The organism is Fictibacillus fluitans (assembly GCF_030418125.1).
Classification (GTDB): Bacteria; Bacillota; Bacilli; order Bacillales; family Fictibacillaceae; genus Fictibacillus_C; species Fictibacillus_C fluitans.
Map to the genome: position 1 here is coordinate 877,797 of NZ_JAUHTR010000001.1, position 21,087 is coordinate 898,883.

Consider the following 21,087-nt stretch of genomic DNA (forward strand, 5'->3'; position numbering starts at 1 on the left):
CCCCCTCAGGTTGTGTAACTGGAATTGATTTGTACATAGTCATACGTTAAATCACATCCCCAGGCCTTCCCATTTCCGTTACCCGAATGAAGGTTCACGGAAATGGAAATGTCACTGCCGCCCAGGTAGGAAGAAACGCCTTCTTCATCAAATGGAAGAATTTCGCTGGAGGACAATACCGGAAAACCACCAATCGACAGGTCGATTTTTTCCGGAACAATTTCCACATTCGCGTAGCCCAAAACAGCTATAATTCTCCCCCAGTTGGGATCACAACCGAAAATCGCAGTTTTTACCAAGGGAGATCCCACAATTGATTTTGCAGCAATCCTGGCTTCCTCATCACTGGCCGCTCCCTCGACCGTTACTTCAATCAATTTGGTTGCACCTTCACCGTCTCTGGCTATACTCTTTGCCAGATCGGTACAAGTGAGGGTCAATGCCTGCAAAAACGTTCCCCAATCCGGATGATCAGGTGTCAGCTCTTCATTTCCGGCACAACCGTTTGCCATAACGAGGACCATATCGTTTGTTGATGTTTCTCCATCCACCGTAATACAGTTAAAGCTTTGATCCGTTATCTTTCTAAGTGCATAGTGGAGGTTATCGGATGAAATGCACGCATCTGTGGTCATAAAAGAAAGCATCGTCGCCATGTTGGGATGAATCATCCCTGAGCCTTTTGCTGTTCCAGCCAGCACCACTTCTTTTTCTCCAACCTGGAAGGAATAGCATGCATTTTTTGTTTTCGTATCTGTTGTCAGGATAGCCTGGCTAAATTCAAGCGCGTTTTCTAGCTTGGGCTGGGGATGAAGCTTTCCAATCCCTTCAAGAATGGTATCTATAGGCATGGTTTCTCCAATGATTCCTGTGGATGCCACTCCGACATGATGTTCGTTCAGGCCAAATACTTCACTGACCTGGTTTCGCATAGCATAGGCATCAAGCGTTCCCTGGGTACCGGTAAACGCATTGGCATTGCCGGAGTTGACGATCACCGCCTGCAATAATCCTTCTGTTTCAATACTTTCTTTTGTTACCGCAAGCGGTGCTGCTTTGATTTTATTGGTCGTATACACGGCTGCAGCTGCGGCCGGTTTGTCACTCAAAATAATGCCTAAATCTTTTTTCTTGTATTTAATGCCGCAATTGATTCCCGCCGCGGAAAATCCTTTTGGCAAGGTTATATTTGATCCCGTCACTTTTTTTAAGGTTGATACGATTGAAGCCACATCAACTCTCCTCTCATTATGGAAACAATGGACTTGCTTGTAATCCTGTATTTTCCGGGAACCCGTTCATCAGGTTGAAATTATGTACAGCCTGACCTGCTGCACCTTTCATTAGGTTATCGATAACAGCTACTGTCGTGAGCCGGTTTGTACGTGTATCGAATGACCAGCCGATATCACAATAATTGCTGCCCAACACCTGTTTAGTACAAGGGAATGTTCTCTGTGGAGAAAGCCTTATAAATGGATGCTGCTCTGCATATTCAAAGAATGCTTCCTTAATTTCCCGCTCCGTTATTCCTTCTTCTACTGTTGCATACATTGTGTTCATGATTCCCCTGGTCATCGGAACCAAATGGGTGTTGAAGGTAATGGGATCATTTGCTTCAGAATAATGATGAAGCATTTGTTCAATCTCTGGAATATGCTGATGCTGGTTCACTTTATAGATTTGCAGATTATCATTGGCAACCGGGAAATGCGCTGCTGAAGAAGGAACGGCACCTGCTCCCGAAATACCTGACTTTGCATCAATGATGATCGACTTTGTTTCTATTAAACTGTTGGTAACAAGCGGCAGCAATCCATTGAGCGCCGCCGTTGGATAGCAGCCCGGATTGGCAATCAGCTGGGAAGTCTCAATGTTTTCCCTGTTGTATTCAGGCATTCCGTATACCGCTTTTTCCACCCACTTCTGTTCGGGTGGTTCCTTCTTATACCACTGCCGATACTCTTCTTGTTTTTTAAGACGGTAATCCCCGGCCAAATCAATGATCCTCATTCCCTGTTCAAGCAGAGGCGGCAACAGACTTGCAGATACACCTGTCGGAGCGGAGCTGAACAGAAAATCAACCTGCTCCGGCATTCTTTCATGATCGATCGCCTGCAGTGTACCTTCAGCCAATCCATTCAAATGTGGATAAACCGAATCTATATGTTCACCTTTTTTGCTGGACGAATACAAGATAAACTCTTTTACTTCAGGATGCTGCTTCAGCAGGCGGATAAGTTCCAGTCCACCAAAGCCTGTAGCTCCTACAATACCGACTTTCAACGACTCCACCTCAATGTTTTTGATTTATGTATCATTATATGTATGTATAAAGATAAATTCAACTGTATATTTATAAATTTTTTTATTTTTTTGATTTGTAGGCCGTTTCGTTGGGGTTTATACTTAAAGTTAGGCTGGGGTTGTTGACTTCCGTTCCAGGATGCTCGCTTTCCGCGGGCGGGCGTGAGCCTTACCGGCGTAAACGCCTACTTCCTCGTCGCATGCTCCTGCGGGGTCTCACTAGTCCCGCTTTTCCCGCAGGACAAGGAACGCTACGGCAGCAAGACATCGCACGAAGAAAATGTGCAGTTCATTTTCGAGGAGCCTCGCACCTTGCACTACAATCAACTAGTCAATGAAGAGTTTTAACCCCTTAAAAATAAAAGGATAAGATTATAAAACAGCTAAAGGAGGAGTAACGGTGAAGGAATTAGTGGGAAACTGCAGCCAATGCAAAAAGCCCGTCTATTGTCTAGAGGGCTTTCTGAATGGGGTCCATATTAATGGGACGCTTTTATGTTTCTCATGTTCAGAAGAACGGGATCAGAACCCAGGTTCTTTAGCCTCCGCTGACAGGCGGAATAAAAGCGACAACATCTCCTGAACGGATTTCGGTATCATCTTCGGCAAATTCTTCATTGACCGCAGCAAGACAGCCTGTAAACATTTGCGGAAAATCGTATTCATTTTCCAGCTTTCTTTTAATCTCAGACACAAGAAGATGCGGTTCATCCAGTTGGATTTCACTTTTTCCGGCACGCTCCTGCATGCCCGCAAACAGCAATACTTTTATCATTGAGTATCTCCCTCGCTTTCCGGGCGGCCTTGTGGATAGGAGGTGTTTTCAAGCTGATCTCCAACCCACTTACTTCCGTCTTCCCAGTGCTCCTTCTTCCAGATCGGCACGATTTCTTTAATACGTTCTATCGCATACCGGCAAGCTTCAAATGAATCGGCGCGATGCGGTGTGGAGACGGCAATGACTACCGCAATTTCTGAAATACCCAGTTCCCCAATCCGGTGGGTGATGGCACATTTCGCATCCGGCCATTCAACGGCTATTTCTTCTCCGATTTTTCGAAGCTGCTTTTCGGCCATCGGAATGTAGGCTTCATATTTTAAATAGGTGGTTCTTTTTCCCTTTGTCATTTCCCGTACGGTCCCAACGAAGGTATTCACTGCACCTGCATCGGGATGAATGACCTTATCAATCACTTCCTGAACAGAAATGGGATCTTCTGTTATTTCAAATAGCTTCATAAGTTCCTCCCCTTCATCCAATCCATCAAAAAATTAATATATTGTTCTTTTTCATTCAGTTTATAAACAGGATACACCGGTGAAATCTGCTCAGTCGAAAACGATGGCCAGGCAATGGCCATCAGCACATTTGTACTGCTTCTGATCAGCTCCACATCATCATCATGTTTGAGTAAAACAACCCGTGGCATCTGTATTTCTTTAAAACCTTCAATCAGCAGAAGATCGAGTTCAAGGAGTTCGTATAAACGAACCAGCCGGGAGAAAGATACCGGCTGGTCAAGGCAAAGCTGAAAAGTACCTTCTCCCTCCACACCTGAAACAACGGCTCCGGCGCTGCGGTGAATTCCAGTATCTTTGTTTTCATCCTGAAAGTCGATCCGGCCGCCGTGACCATGATGCTTTAAGGTTCCAGCCCGCAGGCCGGCTGCAGAAGCAGCTTTCAGCAGGTTCGAAACCAGTGTCGTTTTCCCACTGTTTTTATATCCTACGATCTGGATTTTAATGCTTGATCCCATGGCCAGACACTTCCTTCTCCTTCTAACAACAAGGTCATCACCTGTGAGCCTTTTTCCCATCCCCTGGTCCCGCCTGGAAGAACGATCAAGGCATTGGCCTCTGAAAGCGAAGAAACTGACCCGGACTTGTCCAGTCCAACAGGTGAAGCGACTGCCGTGGGTCCGTTCCACTCTACCCGGCTACGTATAAATCGTGTAAAAGGATTGGGTTTTAGGTAATCCTTTTGAAGGGTTGCAGTCACGGCGCCAAGGTGGACCTTTTTCACGTGAAGAGATTGAAGCAGATAAGGTCTAACAAACAATTCAAAGCCTACAAAGCAGGCTGATGGGTTCCCGGAAAGACCGAATAGCGGCTTACCTTCAAACATTGCTGCAGATGTCACACTGCCCGGCCTCATGGCGATTTTGTTAAAAAGAAGTTCCGCTCCCATCTTTTTATAAATGGCCGGCAAATGATCAAAATCTCCTACGGAAACCCCTCCAGTTGTGATAACCAGGTCAGTTTCCTTCATGGCTTGAAGGATGCCTTCATATGTTTCTTCCAGGTCATCAGGCAATTTCCCAAGGATGCGGGGCTCTCCGCCTATTTTTTTGATTTGCGAAGCAATCATGTATGCGTTGCTGTTTCTGATTTTTCCGGGAACCAGTTCCTCGTCCACGTCCAAAAGTTCCGTACCAGTAGCCAGGATTCCGACAACCGGTTTTTTATAAACTTTTACCGTATGAAATCCAAACGTGGCGAGAATGGCCGTTACTCCTGGATGAATGCGAGTCCCTGTTTTAAGTATGGTTGTTCCTTCAGGCGTATCTTCCCCCTGACGAGAAATATTATCGCCTGCTTTGACTTTCCTTGAAATGGTGATCCTGTTATTTTCTTTTTCAGAGACAAGTTCAAGCATGATGACCGCATTTGCACCCTTAGGAATTGCGGCTCCTGTCATAATCCTTATTGCCTCGTTATGTTTTATTTCCTTGCCGGAAACATGGCCAGCTCCAATGGAATCGATCACATTCAACTCTACAGGCTGTTCCTGGGTTGCAGCAGATGTGTCTTCCGCACGTATGGCAAAGCCATCGTAAGGAGACCTGTCAAAGGGTGGCACATCATGCGTGGCCAATATATCTTCACCAAGGTAGCGCCCGTCACTTTCCTCGAGACTGACCGTTTCCAATGAAAGTTCCAATTGGTACTTCAGGACTTTTGTAACGGCGTCCCAAACCGGAATAATTTCCCGTTTTTCAATCGGCATCGTGTCACCTCTTTTTTGTTCTCTTTCTATTACAAATGCTTACTAAACCACTTTACTGCTTCGAGATAGGCAGTTCTGGATACCTTATGCCCTGCTGTTTCATCGGATATGTACTGAATATTTTCAGGATTTTTATACAGCGGTTTTGCTTTTTGGAAGAACTCGCGGCTCTGGCTGTAAGGAACCACCTGATCCACTTTGCTGTGCCATAAAAACAACGGACGGTTATCCAGCTTCTTCATGTTTGCAGTCAAGTCGAATGGTTTAATGATGGACATGATTTTAGCCAGCGCTTCTTGTGAATACGGCAGGGAGACTTCGAGCTGCTTCATTTTTTCGATCTGCCAGTTGGCAAATGCTTGATATCCCGGTGTGGCCATAAGTGTAACCGCCGTTTTAATAAAGGGATATTGCGACAGGGCGCCAAATGTAATTATCCCCCCCATGGAAGTTCCGGACACGCCGATTCTTTCAGGATCAATCAGTCCCTCATCATTGAGCGCTTTTACCAGGATATTCACATCCTGGATTCCCTGAATCACGATATCCCAAAACGAATACATTCGCCTGTCTCCGGAAACATCAGTTATCCGGTCGCCATGGTGCAGCATGTCCGGAAGAATGACACGGTACCCTTTTTCTGCAAGCGAATAGGCAAAATGAAGATTGTGCTCCTTTGCACTTGTAAATCCATGCAGAAAAATCACTAATGGAAGTTTATCGCCATGCTTCTTTTCATCAAAAGCATGAAGCACGGGAATGTCTTTTATCATACGCGATTCAATGTTTACCATAATTTACTCCTTCATCGTTTCTCTTTTCTATATCATAACAAGTTATTTGAAATTTGCCGATAAAAAAACCCGTTTGCACGGGTTAATGGAAAGTTGCGAATTTTTTCTTTTCACTGGTTATTGCTTTTTGTTGTAGTAATTAACTGGATACATGCTTCCCTCTTCAACCATTTTTGTATCATCGTAATCATAAGGATCGGGATGACCAGCCTTTTCCACAGGTAAATTATGATTGTTTTCGTTTGTCATAAATGGCTTTATCTTTTCAATTACCTCATTGGCCATCATTTTCGCCATGGTCCGGTTTGACCCTTTTCTTAACATGTAGGAAGTGATTCCTGCAGCGGAAATTGCAAAGCCTGAGAGCAACAAATATTTTTTCTTCATGGAAAATCTCCTCCTCTTATATATTGTTAGCATTACCCTGACAGCGTCTGTGTAAAACTTCCTATTATTGGACTTATATTGGACAGTGACATTGGAAACCATTACACTTAATTTGAAATTGACGAAAAGGCAGGAAACCTAATGAAGAAACCGTATTTGATTGCACTTGATCTGGATGGCACTTTATTGAACGACAATAAAGTTATTTCACAGCGTACAAAAAATGCTGTTCTGAAGGCGAAACAGGAAGGACATGTTGTTTGCATATCCACCGGCCGCCCATACCGTGCCAGCACGGAATATTACAAGGAGCTTGGGCTTAATACGCCTATCGTTAATTTTAACGGTGCTTTCGTTCATCATCCTCATGATTCCTCATTTGGGGTTTACCATTCTCCATTGGAGTTGTCACAGGCAAAAAAGGTGATAAAAACGGCCGAAGAATTTCTTGTTAAAAATATTATGGCAGAAGTGCTCGACGATGTGTATCTGCATAAAGAAGACCAGGTTATTGTCGATACCTTCATTATGGGTGAAAACCCCGCCCATACCGGCGATCTAAACGAAAGACTGAATGATAATCCAACCTCACTGTTGATTCATCCGCAAGATCACCATGTTAACGAACTGCGGGATCAGCTAAAAAAGGAACACGCCGAAGTGATTGACCAGCGAGTATGGGCCGCTCCCTGGAATATAATTGAAGTTATTCGTTCAGGACTGAATAAAGCCGTTGGTTTACAAAAAATATCGGCTTATTACAATATCCCCAAAGAGAGAGTCATCGCTTTTGGGGACGAAGATAATGACCTGGAGATGATTGAGTATGCCGGTCATGGCATTGCCATGGGAAATGCCATATCTGAACTTAAAAACATCGCAAATCATGTGACAAAAACCAATGAAGAAGACGGGATTGCCTTATATTTAGAGGAAGTCCTTGCGCTAAATATGTAATACAGTCCAGCACCCGGCAATCGTTTTTGCCGGGTGTTTATTTTTGGTATGTTTTCTTTTCTACATAAAACTCAGTGGGCAGCAAAAACTATACTATACCCTTTGAGGAGGTTTTCACCATGAGCAAACACAGCAAATCAAAGCGGGCGGTGCAGCAAGGCGCAGACGCAGTAAAGAATGTGAATGCAGAGCAGCACCTAAATGAGGAAATCAAAGAAACACAGCAAGAGGTGCAGAAAAATATAACCTTGGGAGGTCAGTAAATGGGAAACAATATTTTCCAACGGGCAAAAGAAGCTGTTTCCAACCTTGTTGGCAACCATGATGAGCATAAACATAATCATGATCATCAACATCAACATCAGAATCCTCAACACGAACAACTGAGTGCTCAATCCAGCGATTTCAGCAATGAAGATATTTCGGTAGCGGAAAACATCATTTCATCTGCAATGGCAGATTCTTCCAACGCTGAACGCCAGCAATTGTCCGAACTTCAGGAAGAACTTGACGCAACCAAAGACAACAGCCAGCAAGATCTATAAAAATAAGGCTGAGAGGTTCCTCTCAGCCTTTTTGTATTTTAGCCAGTGCAGCAAACCGTTTTTTGGTTTTCTTGGCTTTTTTTAATTTTTCCATTTTCTGAATAACAAGACCCGCTAAAAGCCTGTAGCCTTTTTTGTTAAAGTGAAGACCATCCTGAGTCAGCATCTGCTTATAGTTCCGGCCGGTCATTTTTTTCCACAAATCGATGAAATGGGTGTTATAGGTATCAGCCAGTTCTTTTACAGCTTTAGCATATTGATGCGTACGCTCATTCGTTCTGGCGTGCTGCTCATTTTCATCCACCGGAGAAGGTGAAATTAAAATAATTTTTGACGGACCAAGCTTCTCGATCATATAAATCAAATTGTTCTTATATTCTTCCACTTCAATTAAACGATGGGTGCTTGCGTCATTCGCGCCGAAAAGAACCGTAACCAAATCAGGTTCATGCCTCAGGACATCTTCCTGAAACCGGGTTAAGGCCAGCCTCGTTGTCTCAGCCGGTACACCTGCATTAATGACATTCCACTTACTAAGTGACAGACGGACTCTTGAGGTCAGTCTCAGTGAATCATCGTCATTTAGTTCATGAGCTGTTATACTGTCTCCAAAACATACTAATGTTTTCATGAGCTTTCCTCCTGCTCTTTTGTACTCCCCATAAGTATTCGCTTGTAAATTTCATTTGGTCACAGTCGCAAGCAGAATATTTTGTTATAATGTAGCTACAAAACCTATTTGCATGGAGGATTTCAATGTTTGTCTATGAAGTACCATCTACTGCTTCTGATGAGGTTACAAAAAAAATTGCGGATCTGATCTCCCAGCAAAGAACACGGTCCGAAGACGACGGAGGCTATGAGAAAGTATTAACCGGCATTTCTCTTGCCATTAAGGAAGAGTCAAATTCCGGAGTCATCATTGCTGAAGAAGACGGAGAAGTCCTTGGCGTTGCCTTCTACAACATAGGTATCAGCCTTCCCCTTGGCGGTCCGTATTTGTGGCTGAACGAACTTTTTGTCCGTGAAGATGCCCGAAATAAAGGGATTGCCCGCAAGATTCTGCTTCATTTGATCCATTGGGCTGAACGGGAAGGCATCAAATCCATAGACCTTGAAACCGGGATCAATAATTCTGTCACCAAGCACCTTTATAACTCACTTGATTTTCACGACATTATTTCACAGCGCTATCGATTTAACTTTTAACTAACAGGAGATGATATTATGGCCCTTGAATTTTCTATCGAACCAACACCCAATCCTAATGCACTGAAGTTTTCTGCAAGTCAGCCGTTTCTGGAGGGGCGATTGTCTGCCAGAGCGGGAGATACATCTGACTCTCCCCTTGCAGCCTCCCTTCTTTCAATTGATGGAGTGGAATCCATCTTTGGATTTCAGGATTTCTTGACCGTCAACAAATTTCCCGACGCAGACTGGGAAGAGCTTGTTCCCCACATTAAAGAAGTACTCGAAACGTTATAAGCACAAAAAAGAGCGGACTTTCATCTGAAAGTCCGCTTTTGTTTTCCTTTGGTTGTTGTAGTAGAGATTTCCGTTCCAGGATGCTCGCTTTCCGCGGGAGTCTCGCACCTTGCACTCCAACCTCTTGTCAACGAAGATTTATAACCAAAGAAAGAACCTTTTAAGCAACTGCCCTTCCTTAATCATCTTTTCGGAACAGCCCGAAAATGCCTGTTGTGTTGACAATATTGGTAAAGGCGCTCGGATCGACTTCTTTTAGAATATTTTCGAGGTCATACAATTCATACCGGGTAACGACAATAATGAGCATCTCTTTATTTTCATTGGAGAAGGCTCCCTTTGCCGGTACAATGGTAATCCCCCGGACCAGTTTGGAATGGATTGCTTCTTTCAATTCGCTACCTTTTTTTGTAACGATCATGGCCGTCAATTTTTCATGCCGTGTATGAATCGCATCGATGATTCGTGTGCTGACGTACAAAGCAACCAGTGTATATAGTGCTTTTTCCCAGCCAAAAATCAAACCGGCAGCCAAAATAATGGAGCCATTCAAAATCATAAAATAGGTGCCTATGGGCCGGTTGTGTTTGCGTGACAAAATCATGGCGACAATATCCAGGCCTCCCGTTGAGGCACCGTATTTCAGTGTGAAGCCGACACCAATCGCCGCAATCACTCCTCCAAATACAGCATTTAGGAGAATATCTTTGGATATTTCAGCGACAGGTATGATTGTAAGAAAAAAAGACATCATAAAGACACAGAAAAAACTGTAAATGGTAAAGGACTTACCGACCTTCATCCAGCCAATAATCGCAACCGGAATATTCAATACAAATAAAAGCACACCGGTTGAAATTGGTACGGGTGAATGAACAAGGAGTGAGGATACGAGCTGGGCGACACCTGTAAAGCCACTGGCATATACTTTGGCCGGAATTAAAAACAGATTTAGGGCAACAGCATTAAGCGCAGCACCGATAACGATGACAATGATTTTCTGTAATTCCTGAAGAGGTGAGTAATTCATGGTGGATTTCCTTTCAAATTTTAACTTAGTCCAACTATCTGTTTTTATCAAAATTACCCGTCGTAGTCAATAGGATTGTGGCAAACAATCTATTGCCTTTATATGGGGTGAAGTATACACTTAACGTATCATACATAAAAAAGTGCAGGTGATTGATATGGACGTTCAGATCATAACAGACAGCGGCTGTGATTTACCGCAGCACATCATCGATGAATTTAACGTTACAATGCTTCCTTTAGTCGTTACCATCCATGACCGGGAAGAATATGACCGGAAAACGATACAGCCGTTACAGCTGTATAACCAAATGCGTGAAGGCGCTGCTCCAAAAACATCCCAGGTGCCTCCCATGCTGGTCAGGGAAGCATTCCAGCGATGCGCAAAAGAAAATACTCCCTGTATATACATAACTTTATCTTCGGGTTTGAGCGGTACATACCAGACTGCGGAACTGATTCGTCAAGAAGTAATGGAAGAATTCCCTGATGCAGAACTTGCGGTGATCGATTCACAATGCGCGTCCCTCGGGTTTGGCCTGGTCGTCTATCAGAGTGCCAAACGTGCCAGGGAAGGCGGATCCTTTGATGATGTCATTTCCACAGCTGAATATTGTAAAAACCATACTGAGCATATCTTTACCGTAGATGACCTTGAATATTTATTGCGCGGCGGAAGAGTGAGCAAAACACAGGCCATGATGGGGAGCCTTCTTAAAATAAAGCCCGTCCTTCATATGAAAGACGGAAAACTGTTTCCCATCGAAAAGATACGGGGGAAAAAGAAGGTATTTGGCCGTATGATTGAACTGATGAAAGAACGGGGAACCGATTTGAGCGACCAGATTATCGGAATCAGCCATGCAGATGATCAGGAAGCCGCAAATTCGCTGAAAGAAATGATTAAAGCTGAAACAGGTTGTAATCAAATCATGATTTCAATGATTGGATGTGCCATAGGTTCCCATGCCGGCCCCGGAACCATTGCCATGTTCTTTCTGACAAAACCCTATTCCGATGCATAAGTCAGGTCCGCCCCGTTCATGTTAATCATGAGGAGGCGAGTTCCATGACACACAAATACACAAAAGATGATAACAAGAAAAAAGAGGACCACCAGGCGGAGAATCAACTGAAAAACAAAGCAGAACGAGAGAACAAAAGTGCTGGAAAACATTCATTCTCCAAAGAAACAGACCACTTGTAATACAAAAAAACATCCGTTACGGATGTTTTTTTGTTTAAGCAATCAAGCATTTACGGTGTCCTGTTCCGAAAGCTCAGCGGCCGGGCCGAAGAATTCAAAATGAATCTGGTTTTCTGGTATATTTAAATTTTTAAGGATGCGGTAAAGAGCTTTCATAAAAGGAACCGGTCCGCAAAAGTAATAGTCTGCTTTTGGATCTAAGGCCAATCCCCTCAGCCATTCTTCATTCACAAAACCTTCTTTATCAAATGACTTTTGATTTTTATCCTGTTCCAGCGGCTTTTCATAAACCACATAGCTTTTAATATTATCATGTTCACTGGCTATCTTTTGGACATGGTCTTTAAACGCGTGGTGGGTGCTGTCAATCGCCGCATGAATAAATGTTACCTGACGAACTGCTTTGCTTTTTATAACTGAATTCAGCATGCTCATCATTGGCGTCTGACCCACTCCCCCGCTGAGCAGAACCACAGAGGAAGTGCTTTCTTCATCCAGGTAAAATTCCCCTGCAGGAGCACTGACCTGAAGCATGCATCCCTCTTTTATGTGGTCATGTAGATGAACGGATACTTTTCCAGGAAAATCTCCCAGGCTTTCTTTTTTTACACTGATTCTGTAATATTCTTCATTTGGTGCGTCAGACAGGCTGTACTGTCGGATATGGGTATACTCTTCCCCTTCGATCTGGAACTTGATAGAAATATATTGCCCAGGCTTATAGGAAGCGATGGATTTCCGATCGGCAGGGATAAGATAGAACGAAGTAATGACAGAGCTTTCCTCCTCGACACGGTCCACCACAAAATCCCTGAACCCTTTCCAGCCGCCATGCTGTTCTTCAGCTTTTTCGTACATTTCGCGCTCCACACCGATAAAGGCGTCTGCAATTACCCCGTATGCTTTACCCCATGCTTCAAGAATTTCTGGAGTCGCAGCATCTCCCAAAACCTCTTTGATGGCAATGAGGAGATTTTCTCCGACAATGGGATAATGCTCCGGCTGAATGCCCAGGCTTCTGTGTTTTTGTGCAATTTGTTTTACCGCCGGAAGAATGGCTTCAAGTTTATCGATATGGGCAGCGGCTGCATAGACGGCATTTGCCAACGCTGTTTGCTGACGGCCTTTCTTTTGATTGGCATGATTAAAAATATTTAACAGCTCTGGATGCTTGGTGAACAAGTTATTATAGAACCTCGTCGTAATCTCTTTTCCATGAATTTCAAGAACCGGGACAGTTGATTTAATGATATCAATCGTTTTTTGATCCAACATGTTAAAGACCCCTTTGTTGTTTGTTATTTACAAATTCATTATAGAAAAGCACAAAAGGTTCCTTTGTGATTGCAATCACTTTTATCATGTCAGATTTGTGAAAACTAAAAAAAACATCACTTATGATGTTTTTTCCAGGGCTTGCGGTAATGATATGGAAAAAATGGTTCGCTCTTCATTGGATGTTACGTTAATCTTGCCATTGTGTTTTTCAACAATTTGTTTACAAACCGAAAGTCCGAGTCCTGTTCCAAGCTCCTTTGTTGTAATGAACGGTTCAAAAATGTTTTCAAGCAGATGAGCAGGAATTTGTGAACCATTGTTGGAAATCTCAAGACCAATCCTGCCCCCCCTCAGGTTAGCGCTGACATGGATGATCCGCTCTTCCGGTAAATCGCACAATTCCTCAACAGCATTGTTCAGGATATTTAAGATCACCTGTTTAAGCTGATTTTTGTCTCCCTCCACTTTTAAACCGGGAGAGATCTCCACCACTAAGTTGATCTTCGCTTCAAGGAAACGCGGATACATAAAATCCACCATTTCATGAAGACAGGCGGACAAATCAAATATTGCGATCATATCATCCAGCCCTTTCATTTTTGACAGCAAAAGAAACTGGCTGATTTTTTCCTGGAGATTTTCCAGTTCGCTATTAATGATAGATGTGTAGTAATCTGTTTTGGGTGTGGGGGTTAATTCTGAGCCGAGCAGATAGATAAACCCTTTGATGGACGTCAGCGGATTACGAAATTCATGGGCAAAGCTCGCGGCAATTTGTCCTAAAATCGTAAGCCGGTCATTATGCATCTCCTGGATAAACTGGTTCTTGTTTTCTATTATGATATCGTTTAATGCAGAGAATTCATTGATCGCAAAATAAAGAAGATGATCAAAGAACTCATTGACCCTCAGACTGATCCACCGCTGTTCATCCTGGCCAAGATCCGGAACAAAGATCCGTTCGTTCACGATTTGTCTGCCTGCATTGATATTAAACACAAATTCACTGATGTCCGTTTTTGCTTCAATTCGTTCAGGAGCGATCTTTTTTGTAAATTCCCTGATCAGCTCGATATCGGGATTCTGAAGATATTGATAAAGCAAATGAAGTGTTGTACTGCCATTTTTCATAACTTCTGTATAAAAGGGATCGGCTTTTTTAATCATAGCGCGATCTAGCCATTCAGAAACAATTATTTCATGATGCGTACGCAAATGGCGAATTGCGAAGTCAAGCTGTTCCACGGTTAATGTTTCTACACCTATCATGAAACCACTGCCTCTCTTTTCTCATGTCTTTTCATTCATTATGCATTACTTTAAAAAGATGAACAATATCTGTCCAGCTTTTTTTAAAAAAGGTTTCATGGCTGGGTGATTGTGGAAGAATAACATCGTATTCAAACAATGGATGAAGGAGCGATGACGTATGAGTAACGAACAAAACCGAAAGATAAACCCTCCCGCCCAGCACCAGTCTCACCAGCCGGGGACCGAGACAGAAATGAATCCGAAGCCGCAATCGGATGCCAAAACTTACAGAGGCAGTGAAAAGCTTAAAGGCAAAGCTGCGATCGTAACAGGCGGAGACAGCGGAATCGGCAAAGCAGCCGCCATCGCGTTTGCCAAAGAAGGTGCAGATGTCGCCATTGTTTATTTGGACGAGCAGCAAGATGCAGAAAAAACAAAATCTCTTATTGAACAGGAAGGTGTACGCTGCATTCTGTTTTCGGGTGACATCGGTGATGAGAATTTTTGCAAGGACGTGATTGAAAAGACGGTCGGAGAGTTCGGAAAACTGGATGTTCTCGTAAACAATGCCGGGGAACAGCATCCACAAAACAGTCTTGAAGACATTTCTGCCGAGCAGCTGGAGAAAACATTCAGAACGAATATCTTCTCTATGTTCTATCTGACAAAGGCGGCTTTAAAACATTTAAAAGCAGGCAGTTCCATCATTAATACAACTTCAATCACAGCCTATCAGGGTAACCCAAAGCTGATTGATTATTCTTCCACCAAAGGAGCCATCCTTTCCTTTACTCGTGCACTCTCCAATTCCATTGTGGAAAAAGGAATCCGTGTGAATGCAGTAGCTCCTGGCCCGATCTGGACACCGCTTATTCCAGCAACTTTCTCTGCTGAAGATGTGGATCAATTCGGTCAAAACGCTCCGATGAAGCGTCCAGGCCAGCCAGAAGAGCTGGCTCCTGCCTATGTATACCTTGCGAGTGATGATTCTTCTTACGTTTCCGGACAAACCATCCACATTAATGGCGGAACTGTCGTTAACGGATAATGGAAGCTTTATGAAAAGCCGATGTTTCATCGGCTTTTTTGTTTGGATAAAATCACCCTTCATTGTCACAAACTAAGCAAAAGAATGCTGCGAAAGGGTGTTGACCATGCATACCATGTGGAAAGGGAGTATCAGCTTCGGGCTGGTGAATATTCCAATTAAACTGTTTGCCGCAACAGAAGATAAAGATATTAAGATGAGATACTTGCACAAGAAATGCCACAATCCCATTAAATATGAAAAAACATGCCCGATTTGTGAGCAGCATGTTGAACAAGAGGACATAGTGAAGGGTTATGAATATGAGCCGGGGAAATTTGTCCTGATTGAAAAAGAGGACCTCGATAAAATCGCCGGCATAAAAAATAAATCGATCGAAATCATTGATTTTGTATCCTTGGAAGAAATCGATCCTATCTATTTTAATCGGTCGTATTTTATCGGACCAGGTGAAAATGGCACGAAACCCTTTACTTTGTTAAAAGAGGCCATGAAAGAAAGCGGAAGGATCGGCCTTGCCAAAATCACCATCCGCTCTAAAGAAAGCCTTGCTGCCGTCCGAGTCTATGATAAAGGACTTGTAATGGAAACCATCTATTATCCAGATGAAGTAAGAAACGTGGAGCATGTTCCTGGCATTGACGAAGAGGTAAAAGTTAATGAAAAAGAATTGGAAATGGCCAAGCAATTGATCGAACAGCTGACCACTGAATTTGAGCCTGAAAAATACAAAGATGAATACCGGGAAGCGCTTCTCGAGATCATTGACAGTAAAATTTCAGGCAAAGAAGTCAAAATTTCCGAAGAACGTCCCCGCACAAATGTGGTTGATTTAATGGAAGCCTTGCAAGCAAGCATTGATCAATCAAAAACGGGTGAAAAAAAAGCAGAGTCAAAACCGAAAAAAACAAAACCGAAAAAGAAGAAAGCCTGATTTCGTTCTATGAGCAGTATACCGTTTAAACCGATGCTTCCTTCTCTGACAGACGATATTCCCGCCTCTGAAGGCTGGATTTACGAAACCAAGTACGATGGCTACCGCTGCATAGCCAAGTGGACGGAAAACGAAGTGGAACTTTACAGCAGGAACGGCCACAGCCTTAATTCTGTTTTTCCGGAGGTCGTTGACAGACTGCGCGCACTCTCACCATGCATCCGGTCTTTTTTGCCGCTTGTCCTTGATGGGGAGCTTTGTATCCTGCAATCTCCGTACAAAGCATCGTTTGGATCTCTGCAAAAAAGGGGGCGTTTGAAAAGTAGAGAAAAAATAGATCATGTTTCACAGCAAACTCCCTCTACTTATCTCGCGTTTGATATGGTACATATCCGTGGAGAGACAATCACACATAAACCCTTATCGGAACGAAAGAAAGTATTGGACGCCCTGTTTGGTACCCTGTCAGACCAATTGACGGAAAATGACCGGCTCGCTCTTGTAAATTCTTTTATAGAGAGCGGCCAACTCTGGTCACACATTAAAGAAGAAAATGGCGAAGGAATCATTGCAAAAATGACCAGCAGCACTTATGACCCGGGTATTCGGACGAAAAAATGGCTAAAAATAAAAAATCCCCAAAAGGGTGTTTTTTTCATCACTGCTTACGAGAAAACGAACGGTTTTTTTCATGTAGCTGCACTGCAAGAAGGAAAACCCGTTCTTGCCGGCTTATTTTCAAACGGAATTTCACCTGCCGAACGCGAAAGCCTGATTCAAGTGTTAAAAAAAAATAAAGCAGCCGAAAATGCCCGGTTCATTACTGTTGCTCCATCCATATGTGTTGAGCTGGAATACTTGGAAATCTATAAGAATCAGCTGAGGCATCCCCGGTTTGTTACCTTTCGTTTTGATGTCAGCTGGGAGGACTGTACATGGGAAAGAATAGTCAGCAGGAAGTAATGATCAACGGCATTAAAGTGGGAATCACGTCTCCTGATAAACCACTTTGGCCAAAGCTTGGCATCATGAAGCTCCATTATCTTGAATATCTGGCCAAAATGGCCCCCTTTCTGCTCCCCTTTCTTCAGGATCGGGCATTGACGGTCATTCGGTACCCGCACGGCGCCGGAGATGAACGGTTTTATCAAAAAAACTGCCCGGATTATGCTCCGGATTTTGTGGAAACCGTACTCGAGGAAGGGATTCATTACATTGTCTGCAATAATCTTCAAACCCTGCTTTGGCTCGGAAATCAGCTGGCTTTCGAGCTGCATATTCCGTTCCGGAAAAACGAGACTGCCCACCCCTCAGAAATCGTTATGGATTTGGACCCGCCTTCAAGGGATGATTTTATTTTATCAGTGGAGGCTGCCCTGTTGATCCAGGAGGTGTGTGACCGGCTGAAATTGAAAACATTTATCAAAACGAGCGGCAACAAAGGCCTGCAGGTTTATATCCCCCTCCCGGAATCCCGATTTACCTTTGACGACACAAGAAAGTTCACCCAGTTTTTAGCTCAGTATTTAATCACAAAGGAACCTCAGTGGTTCACCATTGAACGGCTTAAAAAAAACCGGGGAAATAAGTGCTACATTGATTTTATCCAGCATGCAGAAGGCAAAACAATCATTGCTCCTTATTCGGTAAGAGGCAACGAAGAGGCGTTGGTGGCAACCCCTATCCACCCGCAGGAACTCACTCATGATCTCCGTCCTGAAGCATTTCCCCTCCCTCTCATCCATCAGCGGGTTACGGAAGCGGGAAATCCTTTTGCAGATTTTGAAAAAGCAAAAGCCGGACAGCCCTTTTCCCCTGTTCTTGATTGGCTGAACGAACAGGGACTATGAAAAAACAGCCCACAGAAAAACTCCGGAGCTGTTTTTTCTTACATTGAGCCTGAACCTTCCTTTTGAACCGTTCTTGCTTTGCAGGACTGCCGTTCGATCAGATGGTAAGGAACAGCGACTCGCATGGGTTTTTGATCCGGTTTTGAAATCAAATCCATTAAGCAGACAGCTGCTTCGTATCCAAGCTGAAAAATGTTGATATCCACCGAGGTAAGACCCGGAGTAGAAAAAGCGGCGAGCATAAGATTGTTGAAGCTCACCACAGATATATCATTTGGCACGGAAAGCTGCATCTCGCTTAAAGTCCTGAGAACGCCAAAAGCCATCAAATCGTCCATTACAAGGAGGGCAGTTGGAGGCTTATCCAGGGCCATTAATTTACGGATCGCTTCCTGTCCCCCTTTTTCCAGAAATTCCTCATGAATAATATAATCCTCACGATAAGGAAGTTGATGGCTGCGGAGTGACTTCTCATAGCCAAGCAGCCGGTCAATCGTTACAACCAGCCGGGAGCTTCCTCCTACAAAACCAATTTTCTCATGGCCCAGGGAAATAAGATAATCCGCCACATCTCTTGCCGCCTGAAAATTATCATTATCAATATGAGTAATGGATTGTTCATCCTTCAAAGGCTTTCCTACAAGGGCAAACGGGAACTTCTTCTCGACCAAATAGTTCATTATGCGGTCGTCTACACTAGAATACAGCAAAAGGATTCCATCGACCCTTCCCCCTTGCACCATTCGCATGACACCTTCATAAATTTCTTCTTCTGTTTGTCCAGTTGACATGTACAGCGCATATTCCTTTTCGTGAACAATCGTGCTGATTCCGCGGATCACCTCAGGAAAGAACGGATTCTGAAAAGCCTTGTCTGCAGAGCCCGGCATGACGAGGCCAATGGCCTGAGCCGAACGATTGGCAAGGCTTCTTGCATTGAAATTAGGATGATATCCCAAATAGTCCATTGCTTCCCTTACTCTCCGTTTCGTTTGTTCAGATATTCTGGGATTATTGGCTATCACCCGTGAAACGGTGGAGGGAGCCACATTTGCCATTTTGGCGACATCTTTAATCGTAGTGGTCATCATTATCCTCCTTCCATCTGTTGTATATGTACTATTCTAATCAATGGAACGGAAAAAGAACAGCAGACGTCAAATAAAAGCATATTCTTCCTCCTTTCAAATACGGTATACTACATACAAATCCCATTTGATTCCAGCACTGCATCAAGGAGGGAAAAATGTGCTAAAAGAAGCATTGTATCACCGTCCAAAAAATAATTTTGCCTATGCCTATGACGAACAAACCCTTCATATCCGTCTTCGAGCCAGAAAGGATGATGCGTGGACTGTACAACTGATTTACGGCGATCCTTACGAATGGAAAGACGGAAACTGGCTGTTTAAAAAAGAACTCATGTTGAAAACAGGCTCAGATGCATTTTATGATTATTATCTCGTTTCCGTCTGCCCGGAGTTTCGAAGAGTGCGGTACGGCTTTGAGCTGACTGACAGTAACGAAACCATCGTCTATACAGAAAAGGGGTTTTTCGATAGCGCTCCAACAACCGACATAGCTCCTTACTTTTGCTTTCCCTACCTGTATTCGGTGGACGTTTTTAGAACTCCGGACTGGGTAAAAAACACCGTTTGGTATCAAATCTTCCCCGAGCGGTATGCCAATGGCAATTCCTCCAATGACCCCCAAGGGACGCTGGCCTGGGGGTCTGCCGATCCCACCCCGACCAACTTTTTCGGTGGAGACTTTCAAGGCATCCTGCTGCATCTCGACCACCTTGCGTCTCTCGGCATTAATGGCATTTACTTCACTCCGATTTTTAAAGCAGCATCGAATCATAAATATGATACCATCGATTATTTAGAGATTGACCCACAGTTCGGGACTAAGGAAGAGTTCCGGCAGTTGGTTGAAGCGTGTCATGAAAAAGGTATAAAAGTTATGCTGGACGCTGTTTTCAACCACAGCGGCTTTTACTTTGGCCCATTTCAGGATGTGCTCACCCATCAGGAGAACTCCAACTATAAGAACTGGTTCCATATCAGGGAATTTCCTGTGGTTACTGATCCACTGCCGAACTATGACACTTTTGCCTTTGAAAAAACGATGCCGAAGTTAAATACAGCAAACCCCGAGGTCAAAGATTATTTACTGCATGCCGTGCGGTACTGGACGGAAGAATTTAACGTTGACGGCTGGCGCCTTGATGTAGCCAATGAAGTTGACCATCAATTTTGGCGGGAGTTCCGTAAAACCATAAAAAGTATCAAACCGGATGCCTATATTCTTGGCGAGATTTGGCATGACGCCATGCCATGGCTCCAAGGGGATCAGTTTGATGCGGTCATGAACTATCCTTTTTCAACACTGGTTCTGGATTATATTGCCCGCTCAAAGATCAATGCCCTGGAATTTATCGAGAAAATATCCAGCATCCTGCATTCCTATCCTGAAAATGTGAATGAGGTGATGTTTAATCTGCTCGGTTCCCATGATACGGAACGGATTTTAACAGTAACAGGAGGAAATACGAACAAGGTTCGGCAGCTGTTTGTACTGCTTCTTTCATTCCCTGGCACACCGTGTATTTATTACGGCGACGAAATCGGGATGACAGGCGGACGGGATCCGGGCTGCAGGAAATGTATGGAATGGAACCCGGAAGCCCAGAATCATGAACTTTTTACAGATCTTCAACACTTGATTCGCCTGAAAAAGGAAGTTCCACTATTTAGCACAAAAGGCCGCATCTCTTTTCTTACCACCGAAGATACACCGGATTTACTGATGTATGTAAAAGCTTCCGATGATGAAAGGCTGCTGTTCGCCATTAATACCACAGCAAGTGAACAAAAGCTGAGTCCCGCTCTCTTTGGATCTGCCCAACAATTGATAAACCTGTGGACCAACGAGGAATTAAAACCCGATTCGGCAAGAGTGATGCCAGATGATTTTCTGATGCTCAGATGGAACGCAAGGTAAAA

The 21,087-nt window shown here is 43.8% G+C and carries 25 protein-coding genes; 12 read left to right on the forward strand and 13 right to left on the reverse strand.

From position 1 onward, the window contains the following. Positions 1-5: 5 nt before the first annotated feature. The 8 genes from argJ to QYB97_RS04370 form a co-directional block, all read right to left on the reverse strand. A complete protein-coding gene (gene argJ / locus QYB97_RS04330; protein ID WP_301164923.1) occupies positions 6-1,223 on the reverse strand; it encodes a bifunctional ornithine acetyltransferase/N-acetylglutamate synthase in 1,218 nt (405 codons plus the stop codon). A gap of 25 nt (positions 1,224-1,248) precedes the next feature. Beyond that, positions 1,249-2,295 (reverse strand): N-acetyl-gamma-glutamyl-phosphate reductase, encoded by a 1,047-nt coding sequence (gene argC, locus QYB97_RS04335; protein WP_356948160.1) that lies wholly within the window; start codon positions 2,293-2,295, stop codon positions 1,249-1,251. A 550-nt stretch (positions 2,296-2,845) separates the two neighbouring features. Next, complete coding sequence (gene moaD / locus QYB97_RS04345) at positions 2,846-3,082, reverse strand: molybdopterin converting factor subunit 1 (RefSeq protein WP_301164700.1); 237 nt, start codon at positions 3,080-3,082, stop codon at positions 2,846-2,848. Continuing rightward, complete coding sequence (locus QYB97_RS04350; protein WP_301164701.1) at positions 3,079-3,546, reverse strand: molybdenum cofactor biosynthesis protein MoaE; 468 nt, start codon at positions 3,544-3,546, stop codon at positions 3,079-3,081. Before QYB97_RS04350 ends, moaD begins: the two co-directional genes overlap by 4 nt. After that, positions 3,543-4,064, reverse strand: coding sequence for a molybdopterin-guanine dinucleotide biosynthesis protein B (gene mobB / locus QYB97_RS04355; protein ID WP_301164702.1), 522 nt, complete (start codon positions 4,062-4,064; stop codon positions 3,543-3,545). Before mobB ends, QYB97_RS04350 begins: the two co-directional genes overlap by 4 nt. Then, a complete protein-coding gene (locus tag QYB97_RS04360) occupies positions 4,034-5,314 on the reverse strand; it encodes a molybdopterin molybdotransferase MoeA (RefSeq protein ID WP_301164703.1) in 1,281 nt (426 codons plus the stop codon). Before QYB97_RS04360 ends, mobB begins: the two co-directional genes overlap by 31 nt. A 29-nt stretch (positions 5,315-5,343) precedes the next feature. Beyond that, on the reverse strand, positions 5,344-6,108 hold the full coding sequence (locus QYB97_RS04365; RefSeq protein WP_301164704.1) for an alpha/beta fold hydrolase: 765 nt from the start codon (positions 6,106-6,108) through the stop codon (positions 5,344-5,346). Positions 6,109-6,225: 117 nt separating this feature from the next. Next, positions 6,226-6,495 carry a hypothetical protein gene (locus QYB97_RS04370; protein ID WP_301164705.1) on the reverse strand — a complete coding sequence of 90 codons (270 nt, stop codon included), beginning with the start codon at positions 6,493-6,495 and terminating at the stop codon, positions 6,226-6,228. Positions 6,496-6,636: 141 nt separating this feature from the next. Here QYB97_RS04370 and QYB97_RS04375 point away from each other — a divergent pair, with 141 nt between their 5' ends. From QYB97_RS04375 to QYB97_RS04385, 3 genes are all read left to right on the forward strand, one after another. Further along, positions 6,637-7,452, forward strand: coding sequence for a Cof-type HAD-IIB family hydrolase (locus tag QYB97_RS04375; protein WP_301164706.1), 816 nt, complete (start codon positions 6,637-6,639; stop codon positions 7,450-7,452). 119 nt (positions 7,453-7,571) lie between these two features. Continuing rightward, complete coding sequence (locus QYB97_RS04380) at positions 7,572-7,715, forward strand: hypothetical protein (RefSeq protein ID WP_301164707.1); 144 nt, start codon at positions 7,572-7,574, stop codon at positions 7,713-7,715. Beyond that, positions 7,716-7,997 (forward strand): DUF3813 domain-containing protein, encoded by a 282-nt coding sequence (locus tag QYB97_RS04385; RefSeq protein WP_301164708.1) that lies wholly within the window; start codon positions 7,716-7,718, stop codon positions 7,995-7,997. It abuts the gene before it with no gap. Between the two features lie 22 nt (positions 7,998-8,019). Here the strand turns inward: QYB97_RS04385 and QYB97_RS04390 are convergent, their stop codons facing one another. Next, complete coding sequence (locus QYB97_RS04390; protein ID WP_301164709.1) at positions 8,020-8,628, reverse strand: SGNH/GDSL hydrolase family protein; 609 nt, start codon at positions 8,626-8,628, stop codon at positions 8,020-8,022. A gap of 125 nt (positions 8,629-8,753) precedes the next feature. On the opposite strand from QYB97_RS04390, the gene QYB97_RS04395 reads away from it, so the two are divergent. Continuing rightward, entirely contained in the window at positions 8,754-9,206 is a 453-nt protein-coding gene (locus QYB97_RS04395) for a GNAT family N-acetyltransferase (protein ID WP_301164710.1), read from the forward strand. A gap of 18 nt (positions 9,207-9,224) precedes the next feature. After that, entirely contained in the window at positions 9,225-9,482 is a 258-nt protein-coding gene (locus tag QYB97_RS04400) for a NifU N-terminal domain-containing protein (RefSeq protein WP_301164711.1), read from the forward strand. 178 nt (positions 9,483-9,660) lie between these two features. On the opposite strand, the gene QYB97_RS04405 is transcribed toward QYB97_RS04400, so the two are convergent. Then, positions 9,661-10,512 carry a YitT family protein gene (locus tag QYB97_RS04405; RefSeq protein ID WP_301164712.1) on the reverse strand — a complete coding sequence of 284 codons (852 nt, stop codon included), beginning with the start codon at positions 10,510-10,512 and terminating at the stop codon, positions 9,661-9,663. A 157-nt stretch (positions 10,513-10,669) separates the two neighbouring features. On the opposite strand from QYB97_RS04405, the gene QYB97_RS04410 reads away from it, so the two are divergent. Beyond that, the gene (locus QYB97_RS04410; protein ID WP_301164713.1) at positions 10,670-11,536 is read left to right on the forward strand and encodes a DegV family protein; all 867 of its coding nucleotides are present in this window, start codon (positions 10,670-10,672) and stop codon (positions 11,534-11,536) included. A 44-nt stretch (positions 11,537-11,580) separates the two neighbouring features. Next, positions 11,581-11,718: a DUF3941 domain-containing protein gene (locus QYB97_RS04415; protein WP_301164714.1), complete on the forward strand. Its 138-nt coding sequence runs from the start codon at positions 11,581-11,583 to the stop codon at positions 11,716-11,718. Positions 11,719-11,760: 42 nt separating this feature from the next. On the opposite strand, the gene hmpA is transcribed toward QYB97_RS04415, so the two are convergent. Further along, positions 11,761-12,993: an NO-inducible flavohemoprotein gene (gene hmpA / locus QYB97_RS04420; protein ID WP_301164715.1), complete on the reverse strand. Its 1,233-nt coding sequence runs from the start codon at positions 12,991-12,993 to the stop codon at positions 11,761-11,763. Between the two features lie 120 nt (positions 12,994-13,113). Beyond that, positions 13,114-14,265, reverse strand: coding sequence for a histidine kinase N-terminal domain-containing protein (locus QYB97_RS04425; protein WP_301164716.1), 1,152 nt, complete (start codon positions 14,263-14,265; stop codon positions 13,114-13,116). 160 nt (positions 14,266-14,425) lie between these two features. Here QYB97_RS04425 and QYB97_RS04430 point away from each other — a divergent pair, with 160 nt between their 5' ends. The 4 genes from QYB97_RS04430 (at position 14,426) to ligD (QYB97_RS04445) (ending at position 18,079) form a co-directional block, all read left to right on the forward strand. Then, entirely contained in the window at positions 14,426-15,295 is an 870-nt protein-coding gene (locus tag QYB97_RS04430) for an SDR family oxidoreductase (RefSeq protein ID WP_301164717.1), read from the forward strand. A 106-nt stretch (positions 15,296-15,401) separates the two neighbouring features. Further along, complete coding sequence (gene ku, locus QYB97_RS04435) at positions 15,402-16,229, forward strand: non-homologous end joining protein Ku (protein ID WP_301164718.1); 828 nt, start codon at positions 15,402-15,404, stop codon at positions 16,227-16,229. Between the two features lie 9 nt (positions 16,230-16,238). Then, positions 16,239-17,192, forward strand: a complete 954-nt coding sequence (gene ligD, locus QYB97_RS04440; RefSeq protein WP_301164719.1) for a non-homologous end-joining DNA ligase — start codon at positions 16,239-16,241, stop codon at positions 17,190-17,192. Beyond that, on the forward strand, positions 17,165-18,079 hold the full coding sequence (ligD, locus tag QYB97_RS04445) for a non-homologous end-joining DNA ligase (protein WP_301164720.1): 915 nt from the start codon (positions 17,165-17,167) through the stop codon (positions 18,077-18,079). Before ligD (QYB97_RS04440) ends, ligD (QYB97_RS04445) begins: the two co-directional genes overlap by 28 nt. 38 nt (positions 18,080-18,117) lie before the next feature. Here ligD (QYB97_RS04445) and QYB97_RS04450 read toward each other — a convergent pair whose 3' ends face one another. Next, the gene (locus QYB97_RS04450; protein ID WP_301164721.1) at positions 18,118-19,167 is read right to left on the reverse strand and encodes a LacI family DNA-binding transcriptional regulator; all 1,050 of its coding nucleotides are present in this window, start codon (positions 19,165-19,167) and stop codon (positions 18,118-18,120) included. Positions 19,168-19,327: 160 nt separating this feature from the next. Between QYB97_RS04450 and QYB97_RS04455 the strand changes: the two genes are divergently transcribed. Beyond that, on the forward strand, positions 19,328-21,085 hold the full coding sequence (locus QYB97_RS04455; protein ID WP_301164722.1) for a glycoside hydrolase family 13 protein: 1,758 nt from the start codon (positions 19,328-19,330) through the stop codon (positions 21,083-21,085). Positions 21,086-21,087 lie beyond the last annotated feature (2 nt).